General features: G+C 72.0%; 11 protein-coding genes. 8 read left to right on the top strand and 3 right to left on the bottom strand.

Annotated elements, in window-relative coordinates; genetic code table 11:
* Positions 1 to 241: 241 nt before the first annotated feature.
* Both rpsO and CP982_RS30325 read right to left on the bottom strand, forming a co-directional pair.
* Positions 242 to 532 (bottom strand): 30S ribosomal protein S15, encoded by a 291-nt coding sequence (gene rpsO / locus CP982_RS30330; protein ID WP_150513379.1) that lies wholly within the window; start codon positions 530 to 532, stop codon positions 242 to 244.
* Between the two features lie 274 nt (positions 533 to 806).
* The gene (locus tag CP982_RS30325; protein WP_150513378.1) at positions 807 to 2,462 is read right to left on the bottom strand and encodes an outer membrane protein assembly factor BamB family protein; all 1,656 of its coding nucleotides are present in this window, start codon (positions 2,460 to 2,462) and stop codon (positions 807 to 809) included.
* 209 nt (positions 2,463 to 2,671) lie between these two features.
* On the opposite strand from CP982_RS30325, the gene CP982_RS30320 reads away from it, so the two are divergent.
* From CP982_RS30320 to CP982_RS30285, 8 genes are all read left to right on the top strand, one after another.
* On the top strand, positions 2,672 to 3,520 hold the full coding sequence (locus tag CP982_RS30320; protein ID WP_150513377.1) for a hypothetical protein: 849 nt from the start codon (positions 2,672 to 2,674) through the stop codon (positions 3,518 to 3,520).
* A gap of 111 nt (positions 3,521 to 3,631) precedes the next feature.
* Complete coding sequence (locus CP982_RS30315) at positions 3,632 to 3,940, top strand: DUF397 domain-containing protein (RefSeq protein ID WP_150513376.1); 309 nt, start codon at positions 3,632 to 3,634, stop codon at positions 3,938 to 3,940.
* Between the two features lie 371 nt (positions 3,941 to 4,311).
* Positions 4,312 to 7,002 carry an SCO5717 family growth-regulating ATPase gene (locus CP982_RS30310; protein ID WP_150513375.1) on the top strand — a complete coding sequence of 897 codons (2,691 nt, stop codon included), beginning with the start codon at positions 4,312 to 4,314 and terminating at the stop codon, positions 7,000 to 7,002.
* 372 nt (positions 7,003 to 7,374) lie between these two features.
* The gene (locus tag CP982_RS30305) at positions 7,375 to 9,255 is read left to right on the top strand and encodes an ABC transporter substrate-binding protein (protein WP_150513374.1); all 1,881 of its coding nucleotides are present in this window, start codon (positions 7,375 to 7,377) and stop codon (positions 9,253 to 9,255) included.
* 41 nt (positions 9,256 to 9,296) lie between these two features.
* Positions 9,297 to 10,391: an ABC transporter permease gene (locus CP982_RS30300; protein WP_150513373.1), complete on the top strand. Its 1,095-nt coding sequence runs from the start codon at positions 9,297 to 9,299 to the stop codon at positions 10,389 to 10,391.
* Positions 10,388 to 11,314 (top strand): ABC transporter permease, encoded by a 927-nt coding sequence (locus CP982_RS30295; protein ID WP_150513372.1) that lies wholly within the window; start codon positions 10,388 to 10,390, stop codon positions 11,312 to 11,314. The genes CP982_RS30300 and CP982_RS30295 overlap by 4 nt, the downstream gene beginning before the upstream one ends.
* Positions 11,203 to 12,387, top strand: a complete 1,185-nt coding sequence (locus tag CP982_RS30290) for an ABC transporter ATP-binding protein (protein ID WP_372503438.1) — start codon at positions 11,203 to 11,205, stop codon at positions 12,385 to 12,387. Before CP982_RS30295 ends, CP982_RS30290 begins: the two co-directional genes overlap by 112 nt.
* A 55-nt stretch (positions 12,388 to 12,442) precedes the next feature.
* A complete protein-coding gene (locus tag CP982_RS30285; protein WP_150513371.1) occupies positions 12,443 to 13,483 on the top strand; it encodes an ABC transporter ATP-binding protein in 1,041 nt (346 codons plus the stop codon).
* A 25-nt stretch (positions 13,484 to 13,508) separates the two neighbouring features.
* Here CP982_RS30285 and CP982_RS30280 read toward each other — a convergent pair whose 3' ends face one another.
* A complete protein-coding gene (locus CP982_RS30280) occupies positions 13,509 to 14,468 on the bottom strand; it encodes a bifunctional riboflavin kinase/FAD synthetase (RefSeq protein WP_150513370.1) in 960 nt (319 codons plus the stop codon).
* Positions 14,469 to 14,517: the final 49 nt, after the last annotated feature.

Raw genomic sequence — 14,517 nt, 5'->3', positions numbered from 1 at the left:
CGTACTCGCGTATCCCGGAGACCACTACCGAGGACCGGCGGCGGCTGGGAGCGCTTCTCCTTATGTGGTTGTGCCCGTGGGCGTGCGTCGTGCCTGCGCGGGCGCGCTCGGCCCCGCGCACACGTCCGGGGCTGTGTCGGACGTCACCAGACTACAAAGCGTCGGTGACACCGCGCACGTACAGCAAAGGGAGCGGCCCCCTTCGAGTGCTTCGAGTGGGAACCGCTCCCTTCACGGCGTCTTACTTGGCGCCGCCGGCCGCACCGCGGCGGATGCCGAGGCGGTCGACCAGGGCACGGAAGCGCTGGATGTCCTTCTTGGCCAGGTACTGCAGCAGGCGGCGACGCTGGCCGACCAGGATCAGCAGGCCACGACGGGAGTGGTGGTCGTGCTTGTGCGTCTTCAGGTGCTCGGTCAGGTCCGAGATGCGGCGGGAGAGAAGCGCGACCTGGACCTCGGGGGAGCCGGTGTCGCCCTCCTTCTGGCCGAACTCGGTCATGATCTGCTTCTTCGTGGCGGCGTCGAGCGACACGCGTACTCCTTGTGATGTCTTGGTCGCCTCCGAGCGCCCCTGGTCTTCTTCTCAGGGGTGCTTCCGGTACTCGGGAGGCAGGGGGTCCACCTGGGAGAGGTGGGGTCCGCCTTGCGGCGGGATGCCGCGTCGCGCGGTCCACCGGCCGGGGCCTGGGGATGTGCGCAGACATGCGAGCGTTACACAGCGTACCAGCCTGGGCGTGTCGCCTCTCCGCCGTCGGTCCGACGGCGGTCCGACGGCGGACCGGCCGCTGCTCAGGGGCGGTCGCCGGTCACGCGCCCTCGACGCCGAGGGCGCCGTAGGCCGCGCCCTCCGCCCGCTCGCCCGGCTCGGCGCGGAGCTCCTTGGGGGCGATGAACACGCGGCCTCCCTCGACCAGCACGTCGGTCTCCCCCGGCTTCACGGGTCCGGCGCCTTCGGGGACGCTGAAAAGCAGGAACGGCGTCTCCCTGCCCGATTCCGGGTCCAGGCTCACCACGGCGTCCGGGGCGACGCCGTCGGCGCTCCCCCTGAAGGCGAGGAGCCTGCCGCCGCTGAGCTCCAGCGGGTACATCGCGCCGCGGCCCCGGGACTCGAACTTCCGCACGACCTTGCCCGTCGCGAGATCGAACGAGACGATCCGGTTCACCTCGGGGTCCTTGGGCTTGGTCGCGAGGAACAGCCGGTCGCGCTCCGCCACGATGGCGTCGCAGGTCTCCACGGTCCCGAAGCGCGCCGTGAAGCAGTCGTCGATGTAGCGGCCCTCCGGCATGTCGACCGTGGACCGGTAGGCGCCGAGGTCGTCGAGAGCGAGCAGCTTGTCCACTCCGGTGCCCCTGACCGCGACGGCCACCACGGCGGGCTCGGACGACACGAGGTGCACGCGCTGGACACCGCTGGCGACGCCGTACGTCCACAGCGCCTTGCCCGTACGCGGGTCGAGGCGCTGGACGCGGTACGTGCGGTCGGCGTCGGCTCCGCACTCGCGCAGGACGAGCAGCACGTTCCCGCCGGCCAGGCCCGCGTTGCCGCAGACCGAGGGGCGCGTGTCCTGCCAGAGCCGCTCGCCGCCCTTCATGTCGTACGCGGCGGAGCCCCGGCTCCAGGCGACGGTGACCGTCCCGCGGGTCATGGTCACGTTCGTGCTCGTCGGGGAGGCGTCCTTGGCGTCGGGGAGGGTGACCTGCCAGAGCTTCTTGCCGGTGTCGAGGTCGACGAGGGCGAGCTGGGTGCAAGGAGCCGGGGCGGGGGCGTCGGCGCGGTCCTTCTTGTCCTTGCCCTTGCCCTTGCCCTTATCCCTGTCCTTGCCCTTCCTCTTGTCGTCCTTCTTGCTCCCCTTCTTCTTGTTCTTGTCGTCGCCCTTCTTGCCCTTGGGCTTCTTGGCCCCCTTCTTGTCCTTCTCGCCGTCCTTCTTCTTGCCGTCCTTCTTCTTGTCGTCGTCGGGGGCCTTCACGGGCTCCTGGAAGAGGACGGCGGTGCGGCCGTCGGCGGTGACGTGGCGGGTCGTGCCGCAGACGGGGCCGCCGAGCTCGGTCGACCACACCTCCTTGGACGTACCGAACGCGAAGCCCTTGAGCGTGCCGCCCACACCGCGTACGAGCGTCTTGTCCGTCGCCCAGGTGCCGGGGGCCCGCACGGACGCGTCCCGGCCGAACCGCTGCGCGAACCTCTTCTCCTGGTAGTCGACGGCCAGGTGGCCCACGGGAGAGCTCGGGGCCGTCTCCACGGTGTTCCTGATGGCGTCCGGAGCCTGCTGGACGGCCTTGGCGCCCTGGTCCCCCGCCTCGCTGTCGTCGGCCGCGGCCCAGAGCATCCAGCCGCCCGCGCACAGCACGAGGGCGAGGAGCCCGGCCAGGCCCGCGAGCATGCGCGTGCGGCGCTGTTTGCGTGCGTTGTCCACGGCCAGCACGGACTGGGTGAACTGGGAACGGGGTGGGCCTTGGCTCACGCTGGGGCGCCTTTCTCCGGGTCGACCAAGAGGCGGGGTGACACTGGGGCGCCGCACGTCAACCGGTCGGCGCCGAAGGCAGAGTACGGAAGGGCCGCGCGACTCCGTACGCCGGTGTCCTCCTGCGGGCCGCCCACCGGTGACGCGGCGGACCGGCGGGGCCGCCGGACCGACAGGTTCCAGCACGGGTGTTGGGTACGTTGCCCACCATGTCCATACCGCCGCAGCAGCCCGGCCCGCAGCAGCCGAATCCGTACCAGCAGAATCCCTACGCCCAGCAGCCGCCGGGCCCGGTGCCCCCGAGTCCCTACGCGCAGCCCCCGGCTCCGGGGCAGCCACCGGCCTTCCCGCCGCCCGGTGCGCCCCTGGGCGCGCCACCCGCGGCGAAGAGACCCGTGCCCTCCTGGGTGTGGGGCCTCGGCGGGGCGTTGGTCGCCTCGGCGGTCTGGGCCGGGGTGCTGTTCGCCAACGGCACGCTCGGGGGCGGCGACGAGGCCGACCTCGCCGGGTACCGCTTCCAGAAGGACCTCTGTGACGCCGTCACCATCGACGCCTTCAAGGAGCGCTACGAGCCCCGCCTCGGCAGCGAACCGAACAGCCACTACGCCTCCAAGGAGCAGGCGCTCGACGCCAACAACTGCAGCTGGAGCCTCAAGGACAAGAACGCGAGCGCGAGCGACTACAGCAGCGTCTTCGTGAACAGCACGGCGCAGTGGCACAAGAAGACCGACCCGAAGGGGGAGTTCGCCTCCCTCTACAAGGGGTTCGAGGACCGGTCGGGAGACACGTACGCGTACACGACGAAGTCCGTCGGCGGCATCGGGGACGAGGCCTTCCTCATCGTGGAGAAGCGGTCCCCGACGGGCAGCAAGACGAGCCCCAAGGAGTTCGGCGGCATGACGCTGGGCGTGCGGGACGGCTGGTTCACCTTCGAGCTCCAGTGGAGTTGGTACGGGAGCAGTACGAGCGGCAGCGCCAAGGCGCCCTCCGAGCAGGAGGTCGAGAAGATGATCAAGTCCGACGCCCGGGACGCCCTGGCCGCGCTCAAGAAATCGTGACCCCGCGCGCGGGCGCGCACCCGTGACCGGTCGTATGCGCTCCGCGAGCGTCGGCCGCCAAGTAGGGTGTGCGCACAGCGCGTTCGTACGTCGGGAAGGGGCCGTTCCGCCATGGCCGAGGCACAGGACGAGGAAGTCAGGGCACGCAAGGAGCGCGAGAAGAACGAGCTCTACGCTCTCGACATCTCGGGGGTCGCATGGCAGAGCGCCCCCGGTACCGAGGCACACGAGGAGCGGGTGGAGATCGCCTATCTGCCGGAGGGCGCGGTGGCCATGCGGTCGTCGCTCGCTCCGGAGACCGTGCTGCGGTACACGAAGGCCGAGTGGGACGCCTTCGTACTGGGCGCGCGGGACGGGGAGTTCGACCTGGAGCCCGCGCCCCACAACGGCGGCGTGCCCGCCGCCGACTCGTCGGAGTGAGACCGGCCCGGCCGCGCGGCCGGGTTCGCCGGAAGCCCGGAAGGGGCGGAAGCGGTGTGGACCGCTTCCGCCCCTTCGCCGTTCCCGCAGGGGCATTTCATGGCCTTTGACGGTGTGCGACCGGTTTGCTCGTGATGCTGAGGAGTCGCTGAACGTCCTTGAATGAGACGTGGCGTGAAGGACGTCGTTCCGGGGGCGGACTTGCCTGCCGTGCTCGTGCTGTTGGTGATTAGGCTGGGACGGGGCGCGACGTCAGAACCCGCGAGTGGGGTGCACGCGTCCGTCACACGGGGAGAGCCAGGCGGATCGGACGACAGGAACGGTCGCCCCCCACCACGGCATGAGCGTGCTCGAGCACACCAGGAGGCATTGTGAGCAGCGATCGGGACAAGATCCGCGGCGGCTGGGACACACCCGTCGGCGATCAGTCCGACGCGGAGTCCGCTGCCGAGACGACGGGCGAGTTCACCATCGACTACGCGCCGCCCGCCTGGTACACGCAGAACGCCTCCGGCAGCAGCCAGGACACGTCGGCCGCGCCGCCGGTGTCGACGCCGCCTCCGCCCGTGTCCACGCCGTTCGCCGAGGGCGGGGAGCCCGATGCCGCCGCCGGTTCCGACTCCGGTGACTCCGGCAGTGCCCCCGCTCCGCTGACGGTGGTGCCCAAGCTTCCCGTCGGGAGCGGTTTCCAGCAGGACTGGACCGTGCCGCCGCCGCCCGCGGCTCCGCCCGCGACCGGCGGTGCGTCGGACTGGAGCGGGGCCGTCGCCGGGGACGGCGGTGGTGAGCTGGAGAGCGGCGCCACCATGCGCTTCTCGGCCGCCGCGCTGAAGCGGGAGATGGCTGAGCAGGAGGCCGCCCGGGCCGAGGACGAGGCTCCCGCCGCCGCGCCTGACGAGCCTGCCGACCCGGGGGTCAGCGCTGTTGCCGGTGAGGCCGAGGGGTCCACCGGTGAGGCCGGGGTCGAGGCGCAGGACGGCGACGACGCCGGGGCCGGGCCTGCGGTGGATGAGCCTTCTGCTTCGGAGGGTGATGCGCCTTCCGGTGACGTGACCCCGGCCGAGGTGGTCTCCGGTGACGTGGCTTCCGTCGACGCGCCTTCGGACGGTACGGCTTCCGAGGGGGCGGCGAGCGTTGCGGCTGGGGCCACGGAGGTGGCTGAGGCTGCCGAGGGGGCCAGGGCTGTCGAGGGGGCCGGGGCTGTCGATGCGCCTGTGGCGGCGCCTCCCGCCGTGGCGCCGGTGGATGCCACGGCGTCGACCGACGCTCCGCCGCCCACCGGCGCGCCCATCGATGTCCCGCCGCCCTCCGGCGCGGTCGCCGACGCCCCGCCGCCCACGGCCGCACCCGTCGACGCCCCGCCCCCGACCGGAACTCCGATCATCGCCCCGCCGCCCTCCGGCCCAGCCGTCGACGCCCCGCCGCCCACGGCCGCACCCATCGACGCCCCGCCCCCGACCGGAGCTCCGGTCGTCCCGCCGCCCGTGGCCGCCGCGCCCGTCACGCCAGAGGCCGACCCCCGTGGCGTACCGGACGCCGCGCCGCCCACGTGGGCCCCGCCGCCCGCGCCGCAGGGCGGGCTTCCGCCGCTGCCGCCCGCGTTCCAGCCCGCCGCGCCCACGGCCGCGCCGCAGTGGCCCGCGCAGGGCCAGGCCGCGCCCGGCGGCGAGGCCCAGCCGCCCGTCCCACCGCAGCCGCAGGCCCAGGCCCAGCCGCCGGTCGAGCCGCAGCCGCAGGCCCCCGCGCCCGTACCGCAGGCCTGGAACACGCCCGCCGTACCGCAGCAGCAGGGCTACGGCTTCCCCCAGGCCACTCCCCCGGCCCCGGCTCCCCAGCCGCTCCCGCCCGCGCAGCCCCTGCCCCCCGTCCAGGCCGCGCAGGCTCCCGTCGACCCGCGGACCGGGGCCGCCTGGCCGCAGCCCGTACAGCACGACCAGCGCGAGCGCACCAACCCGGGAGCGCCGCTCGGCTACACCGCCGCCGTGGAGCTCTCCTCCGACCGGCTGCTCAACAACAAGAAGCAGAAGACCAAGAGCAGCCGTCCCGTCGGCGGCTCCCGGTTCCGGCTCGGCGGCAAGAAGGAGGAGGCCGAGCGGCAGCGGAAGCTGGAGCTGATCCGCACCCCGGTGCTCTCCTGCTACCGCATCGCCGTCATCAGCCTCAAGGGCGGCGTCGGCAAGACGACCACGACGACCGCGCTCGGCTCCACGCTCGCCAGCGAGCGGCAGGACAAGATCCTCGCCATCGACGCCAACCCGGACGCCGGTACGCTCGGCCGGCGCGTGCGGCGCGAGACCGGGGCGACCATCCGCGACCTCGTCCAGGCCATCCCGTACCTCAACTCGTACATGGACATCCGGCGCTTCACCTCGCAGGCGTCGTCCGGGCTCGAGATCATCGCCAACGACGTCGACCCGGCCGTGTCCACGACCTTCAACGACGAGGACTACCGGCGCGCGATCGACGTCCTCGGCAAGCAGTACCCGATCATCCTGACGGACTCGGGCACGGGGCTCCTCTACAGCGCGATGCGCGGGGTGCTCGACCTCGCCGACCAGCTCATCATCATCTCCACGCCGTCCGTGGACGGGGCGTCCAGCGCCTCCACGACGCTGGACTGGCTCTCCGCGCACGGGTACGCGGATCTGGTGCAGCGGTCGATCACGGTCATCTCCGGGGTGCGCGAGACCGGGAAGATGATCAAGGTGGAGGACATCGTGTCGCACTTCGAGACGCGCTGCCGGGGGGTGGTCGTGGTGCCCTTCGACGAGCACCTCGCCGCCGGGGCCGAGGTCGATCTCGACATGATGCGGCCGAAGGTGCGGGAGGCGTACTTCACGCTCGCCGCGATGGTGGGTGAGGACTTCACCCGGGCGCAGCAGGCACAGGGGCTGTGGACGTCGGACGGGAACCCGCCGCCGCGGGTGGCTCCGCCGCTGCCGGGGCAGCAGGGGTATCCCGTGCCGGGGGCCCAGCCGTACGGCGGCGCCGCGGGCTACCCCCAGCAGCCGCAGCCGGGGGCTCCCTATCAGCCGGGGCAAGTGCCTCCGCAGCAGCCGTAGCGCTCCGTTCCCCCCCTTCGGGCCCGTGCCGATTTCGGTGCGGGCCCGACCCATTGGGGCCGATGCCAGGCTCCACGGTGACTCGGCACCCGGGGCTGTGCCCACTCGTTCCGCCCTCTGGGCGGACCAGCTGCCCACAGCGGGGACGGCCGGGTGCCCACAGCAGTTGACCTGGGCGCCACTCCCTGGCCTGGGGCGCGTCAGTGGTCTTGACCAATGCGGATGAAATCCCGGTCAACTCGTTATTTCCGCAGGCCACATGGGGTTCACCTGCCGTTGACGCGTGCAGACTGACGCTGGTACACGTACACCAGCCGTACTCAGTCGTAACCAGCCATCCCTGCGCGAGCGATGACGCGAGGTCACCGACCCATGGACACACGAGATCAGCACGGCAGAACCAGTACAGGGCGCCACTCGGCACCCCCCGCACGGACCCGGCTCCTCGTCGCGGGCGGCGCCCTCGCCGCCCTCGGCCTCACCGCCGGGCTCGCGACGCCGCTCAACCCGGCCCCGCAGCAGGCCCGGGCCGGGGACGACGGCAAGAAGACCCTCACCGTCGCGGTCGCGCAGAGCGTGGACTCGCTCAGCCCCTTCCTGGCCCAGCGGCTGCTCAGCACCAGCATCCACCGGCTGACGTACGAGTACCTCACGAACTACGACCCGAAGGACAACCACACCGTCCCCGGGTTCGCCACCAAGTGGGAGCCGTCGGCGGACAAGCTCACCTGGACGTACACCATCCGGTCCGACTCGAAGTGGTCGGACGGGAAGAAGGCCACCGCCGAGGACGCCGCCTGGACCTTCAACAAGATCATGTCCAAGGAGGGCACCGCCACCGCCAACTCGAACTTCGTCACCAACTTCAAGAAGGTGACGGCGCCCTCGCCCACCCGGCTCGTCATCGAGCTGAAGAAGCCGCAGTCGACCATGGCGGCCCTTGACGTCCCCATCGTGCCCAAGCACGTCTGGGAGAAGGTCGACGACCTCTCCGAGTTCAACAACGACAAGGACTTCCCCGTCGTCGGGAACGGCCCCTTCGTCCTCAGCGACTTCAAGGTCGACCAGTTCGTGAAGCTGAAGGCCAACAAGGACTTCTGGCGCGGCGCGCCGAAATTCGACGAGCTGGTCTTCAAGACGTACAAGGACCAGGACGCGGCCGTCGCCGCGCTCAAGAAGGGCGAGGTGTCCTTCGTCGCCGGGCAGCCCGCGCTCACGCCCGCGCAGGCCAACGGGCTCAAGGGCGAGTCCGACGTCAAGGTGAACAACGGCCCCGGACGGCGCTTCTTCGCCATCGCCACGAACCCGGGGGCGCGGACCCTGGACGGGAAGAAGTTCGGCGACGGCCATCCCGCGCTGCTCGACAAGCGGGTCCGGCAGGCCCTCTTCCTGTCCGTCGACCGCAAGACGATCGTCGACAAGGTCTTCCAGGGCAACGCCGTCGAAGGCGCCGGATACATTCCGCCGCGGTTCTCCGACTACGCCTGGCAGCCGTCCCGGAAGCAGCGGCTCGCGTACGACCCGAAGCGGGCCGCGGCCCTCCTCGACGAGGCCGGGTACAAGAAGAACAGCGACGGCAAGCGCGTCGGCAAGGACGGCAAGGCCCTCGACTTCCGCATCCTGTGCCACGCCACCGACCCCAACGACAAGGCCGTCGGGAAGTACCTCAAGGAGTGGTGGGGCGACCTCGGCATCGGGCTCAAGGTGAACTGCCTCGACGACGTCTCCGTGCCCTGGTACGCCGGTGAGTACGACCTCGCCTTCGACGGCTGGTCGGTGAATCCGGACCCGGACTTCGTCCTCGGCATCCACACCTGCGCCGCGCTCCCGGAGAAGGCGAAGGAGAGCGCCGCCACGGACAACTTCATCTGCGACAAGAAGTTCGACGAGCTGTACGACAAGCAGCTCGCCGAGTACGACCCGGCCAAGCGCGCGGCGATCGTCAAGCAGATGCAGTCCTGGCTGTACGACTCGGGCTACATGAACGTGATGGCGTACCCGAACGCCGTCGAGGCCTACCGCACGGACCAGATCAAGTCCATCACCACCATGCCGGAGGCCGCGGGCAACATTTACGGCCAGGACGGCTATTGGAGTTGGTGGTCGGCGACCCCGGCGAGTGGGAGCGGCGGTTCCGATGGCGGCGGCTCCACCGGTGTCATCATCGGTATCGCCGTCGCCGCGGCGGTGGTCGTGGGCGGCGGAGCACTGATCGCCCTGCGCCGACGCTCGACCGCAGAGGACCGCGAGTAACGGATGACGAAGAACCCCGCGACTGACATCGCGAGCAGCGCATGACCGCGGCAGACAACAACCCGGCGGCGATCCTCGCCGCCGAGGCCGAGGCCGGGGCACCCGGCGGACCGGCGGGGCCCGTCGGTCCGCGGGGCCGCGGCCCCCGGGCACGCAACACCACCGCCTATCTGACGTACGTCGCGGGCAAGCTCGGCGGCGCGCTCGTCTCCATGTTCGCCGTGCTCGTCACGAGCTTCTTCCTCTTCCGGCTCATCCCGGGCGACCCGGTGAAGCAGATGACCGGCGGACGCCGCGTGTCGAGCGAGCAACTCGCCGCGATGCGCGCGGAGTTCGGCCTGGACGACCCGGTGTGGAAGCAGTTCACGGACTACTGCGGCAACGTCCTCACCGGGGACTTCGGCACGTCGTACCAGTTCCACACGCCGGTCCTCGACAAGATCACGGACGCGCTCGGGCCGACGCTGTGGCTCACCGGGGCGGCGTACGTCCTCTACACGGTCATCGGCATCTGGCTCGGCACGCGCGCGGCGTGGCGCAACGGCGGCCTCGGGGACCGGTTCCACACCGGGCTCGCCCTGACCCTGTACTCGGTGCCGTCCTTCTGGCTCGGCCTGCTGCTCATCATCACCTTCTCGGTGGGCGCGGGCCCGCTGCCGGGCCTCTTCCCGACGGGCGGCATGGAGAGCGGTGACGAGAGCGGCGTCGCGTACGTCGTGGACGTGGCGCACCACATGGTCCTGCCGGTGCTCACGCTCGTGGCGGTCGGATACGCGCAGACGCTCCTCGTCATGCGCTCCTCGCTGCTCGACGAGATGGGCAGCGACTATCTGACGACCGCCCGCGCCAAGGGCCTCAGGGACGACCTGGTGCGCCGCCGCCACGCGGTGCCGAACGCGCTCCTGCCGACGGTCACGCTGATGTTCGTGAACCTGGGCACGGTGGTGGCGGGCGCGATCCTGGTCGAGACCGTCTTCTCCTGGCCGGGGCTCGGCAGCCTCTTCTACCAGGCGCTGAGCGTGCCGGACCTGCCGCTCGTGCAGGGCCTGTTCTTCGTCTTCGCCACCGCGGTGATCCTCATGAACACCGTCGCCGACGTGGTGTATCCGCTGCTCGACCCGAGGGTGGGCCGATGACGACCGAGACCAGCGCCGCGCAGGGCCCGGCGCCGAACCCGCGGGCGCTCACCTGGACGCGCAGACGGCACTCCGCGGCCCGCTTCTGGCGCGCGTACCGGGGGCACAGGGCCGGGCTCTTCGGCCTCGCCGTGCTCGTCCTGATCTCGCTTGCCGCGGTCTTCGCGCCGCTGCTCGTCGGCTCGGACGCGGACAGCGTCACGCACGCACCGGGGGACGCCATGGAGTCCCCGAGCACCGAATTCCCCCTCGGCACCGACCAGTTCGGCCGCGACCTGCTCGCGCTCCTGGTGTACGGGGCGCGGATCTCCCTCACCATCGGGCTGCTCGCCGCGTTCCTCTCCGTGGCGATCGGCACGGTCGTGGGCATCACGGCGGGGCACTACCGCGGCGTGTACGGGACGGTGATGATGCGCGTCACCGACTGGTTCCTGGTCATGCCCACGCTGGTGCTCGCGATCGCCCTCGCCGTCGTGATGTCCGGCTCCCTGAGCACGATCATCCTGGCCATCGGGGTGACCACCTGGCCCACCACGGCACGGCTCGTGCGCGCGCAGACGCTGGCCGTCGAGTCCCGCCCCTACATCGAGCGGGCCCGGGCCCTGGGCGGCGGGCACACCCACATCATGCTCCGCCACGTGCTGCCCAACGTCATGCCGCTTGTGCTCGCACAGACGACGCTCGTCATCTCCAGCGCCATCCTCACCGAGGCCACGCTCGCCTTCCTCGGCCTCGGCGACCCGACCGCGGTGTCCTGGGGCGGCCTCCTGCAGGACGCCCGCGAGGCGGGTGCCGTCAGCGCGGGCGACTGGTGGTACCTGGCGCCGCCCGGCATCGCCATCGCCGTGGTCGCGCTCGCGTTCACGCTGTGCGGGCGGGCCGTGGAGTCCGTGCTCAACCCCAGGCTGGGGGTGTCCCGTTGACCGCCGAACCGGAAGCCACCGTGACCACCGCGCACACCGCGACCGACGCCCCGGCCGCGGCCGGACAGGACGCCGGGCAGCCCCTGCTCGACGTCAGGAACCTCGAAGTGACGTACGCGTCCGGGGCCGCCGCCGTGCGCGGGGTCGACCTGACCGTGGGCGCCGGGCAGAAGCTCGGCGTGGCGGGCGAGTCCGGCTGCGGCAAGTCCACGCTCGCCCTCGCCCTGCTGCGCCTGCTGCCCGCGGGGACGAGGGTGACCGGGGAGGTCCTCCTCGACGGCGAGGACGTGCTCACCATGAAGTGGGGCCGGGTGCGCGCGGTCCGCTGGGCGGGCGCGTCCGTGGTCTTCCAGGGCGCCATGCACTCGCTGAACGCGGTGCACCGCATCGGCGACCAGATCGCCGAGCCGATCCTGCTGCACAAGAAGGCGACGCCCGCGGGCGCCAGGAAGAGGGCCCGCGAGCTGCTCGAACACGTGGGGCTCCCGGGCGCCCGCGCGGACGCCTACCCGCACGAACTGTCCGGCGGCCAGCGCCAGCGCGTGATGATCGCCATGGCGCTCGCCTGCGATCCGCGCCTGATCATCGCGGACGAGCCGACGACCGCGCTCGACGTGATGATCCAGGCGCAGATCCTGCGCCTGATCGAACAGCTCGTGGCCGAACAGGACCTCGGCCTGATCATGATCAGCCACGATCTGGCGGTACTCGCCGACACCTGTGACCGGCTCGCGGTGATGTACGCGGGCCGCGTCGTCGAGGAGGGCCCGGCCCGGGACGTGTACGAGCGGGCGCAGCACCCGTACGGCAAGGCCCTCTCGGCGGCGTTCCCGCGCGTCGGGGACCCCGCGTCGCGGTTCGCGCCGCGGGGGCTGCCCGGCGATCCGCCGGACCCGTCGGCGCTCCCGGAGGGCTGTACGTTCCACCCGCGCTGCCCGGTGGCGCTCGACTCCTGTGCCGCGCAGGACCAGGAGCTGCGCGCGGCGGGCCCGGCCCACCAGGCGGCCTGTGTGCACGTGGGCTCCCAGGTCCCCGCCCAGCAGGCGCCGGCGGCCGTGGACGGGGCGCCGTGACCGGGCCGCGCACCTCGATCCGCCCGTCCTGGCACCCGGCCGCGAGGAGACGCGCATGACCACTCACTCCCCCGTCACGTCGGCCGCGCCGCCCGCGGACGCGGCGCCGCTGCTCGCGGCCGAGGACCTGCACATCACGTTCCCCGGGCGGCACGGCGCGGATCCGGCGCGGGCCGTGGACGGCGTGGACCTGCACATCCGGCCGGGCGAGATCGTCGCGCTCGTCGGCGAGTCCGGCTGCGGCAAGACGACGCTCGCGCGCTCGCTGCTCGGCCTGGTGCCGCCCACGTCGGGCCGGGTCACGTTCGGCGGCAAGCCGCTCGGCTACCGGTCCCGCGCCCTCAAGGCGTATCGCAAGCGCGTCCAGCTGGTGCTCCAGGACCCGAGCGGCTCGCTCAACCCGCGCCACACGGTGTACGACGCGGTGGCCGAGGGCCTGCGCATCCACCGGTACCCGGGCGACGAGCGGGCGGCCGTCGCCCAGGCCCTGTCACGGGCGGGTCTGCGCCCGCCGGAGCGGTTCTTCCTGCGCTATCCGCACGAGCTGTCCGGCGGTCAGCGCCAGCGCGTGGTCATCGCGGGCGCGCTGGTCCTGGAGCCCGAACTCATCGTCGCCGACGAGCCGGTGGCCTCCCTCGACGCCTCCGTGCGCGGCGAGATCCTCGCCCTGCTCCTCCGGCTGCGCGACGAGCTCGGCCTCTCCGCCCTCGTGGTGACCCACGACCTGGGCCTCGCCTGGAACATCGCGGACCGCGTGGCCGTCATGTACCTGGGCCGGATCGTCGAGACGGGCGCGGTCGAGCAGGTCCTGACGGCCCCTCAGCACCCGTACACGAAGGCCCTGTTGTCGGTCCTGCCGGAGGCCGGGGGCGAGCCGGTGGTCCTCACGGGCGAGCCCCCGGACCCCTCGCGGGTACCCTCGGGCTGCCGCTTCCACGTGCGCTGCCAGGTGCTGGCGAGCGGCGACGCCGAGCGGGCCGGGGTGGCCCGGGACTGCCGGACGCGTGACCTGCCGGTGCTTTCGGGCGGCGGGGCCTCGCAGGTGGCGTGCCACTGGGCGACGGCGAGCAAGATCTCAAGCCCGTCCGGCGATTGAGGACGAGCCCGAAGGGCGATCGGCCTCAGCCCCGGTCGGCCTCGTAGCTCTCGATGAGCCCGCGGGCCTGCTTCACGTCGTCGCCGATGGCGACGAGCAGCGCGTCGATCGACTCGAACTTGGCCTGCCCCCGCACGAAGGCCAGGAAGTCCACGGCCACGTGCAGCCCGTACAGATCGAGGCCCACGCGGTCGATGGCGTAGGCCTCGACCGTGCGCTCCGTGCCGTCGAACTGCGGGTTCGTGCCGACGGAGATCGCCGCGGGCATGGCCTCGCCCTGGGCGTGCAGCCAGCCCGCGTACACGCCGTCGGCGGGGATCGCGGTGTGCGGGAGCGTCTCCACGTTGGCCGTGGGGAAGCCGAGTTCGCGGCCGCGCTGGGCGCCACGGACGACCACGCCCTCCACGCGGTGCGGGCGGCCGAGGATCTCGCGGGCGCCCGCGAGGTCGCCCTCGGCGATGAGGCGCCGGGTGAGCGTCGACGAGAACGGCTCGCCGCCGCCCGCCTCTCCGCTCACGTACAGGTCGACGACCTCGACGTCGTAGTCGTACGTCTCGCCGAGTTCGGCGAGGACCGCCACGTTGCCCGCGGCGCGGTGCCCGAAGCGGAAGTTGGGGCCTTCGACGACGGACTTGGCGTGCAGCTTGTCGACGAGGACCTTCACCACGAAGTCGGCGGGCGACAGCTTCGAGAACTCGGTCGTGAACGGCAGGATGAGCACGGCGTCCACACCGAGGTCGGCCATCAGCTCGGCGCGCCGGTGGTGCGGGGCGAGCAGCGGCGGGTGGCTGCCCGGGCGCACGACCTCGCTGGGGTGCGGGTCGAAGGTGACGACCACGGCGGGCACGCCGAGCTCGCGCGCGCGGGCCACCGCGCGGCCGATGATGAGCTGGTGACCGCGGTGCACGCCGTCGTAGGAACCAATGGTGACGACGCTGCGCCCCCAGTCCTGGGGAATGTCCTCCAAGCCACGCCAGCGCTGCACTGTCTTCGCTCCTCGCCGAACCCGTGTACGTCCCGTACGTGTGTACGTT

Source organism: Streptomyces spectabilis, assembly GCF_008704795.1.
Classification (GTDB): domain Bacteria; phylum Actinomycetota; class Actinomycetes; order Streptomycetales; family Streptomycetaceae; genus Streptomyces; species Streptomyces spectabilis.
This window is presented reverse-complemented; position numbering and strand designations above follow the sequence as displayed.

What these genes read in the sequence shown, in the direction of transcription:
- CP982_RS30320 (WP_150513377.1), top strand. Translation starts at nt 2,672, where the DNA reads ATGTCCATACCGCCGCAGCAGCCCGGCCCGCAGCAGCCGAATCCGTAC.
- CP982_RS30315 (WP_150513376.1), top strand. Translation starts at nt 3,632, where the DNA reads ATGGCCGAGGCACAGGACGAGGAAGTCAGGGCACGCAAGGAGCGCGAG.
- CP982_RS30305 (WP_150513374.1), top strand. Translation starts at nt 7,375, where the DNA reads ATGGACACACGAGATCAGCACGGCAGAACCAGTACAGGGCGCCACTCG.
- CP982_RS30300 (WP_150513373.1), top strand. Translation starts at nt 9,297, where the DNA reads ATGACCGCGGCAGACAACAACCCGGCGGCGATCCTCGCCGCCGAGGCC.
- CP982_RS30295 (WP_150513372.1), top strand. Translation starts at nt 10,388, where the DNA reads ATGACGACCGAGACCAGCGCCGCGCAGGGCCCGGCGCCGAACCCGCGG.
- CP982_RS30285 (WP_150513371.1), top strand. Translation starts at nt 12,443, where the DNA reads ATGACCACTCACTCCCCCGTCACGTCGGCCGCGCCGCCCGCGGACGCG.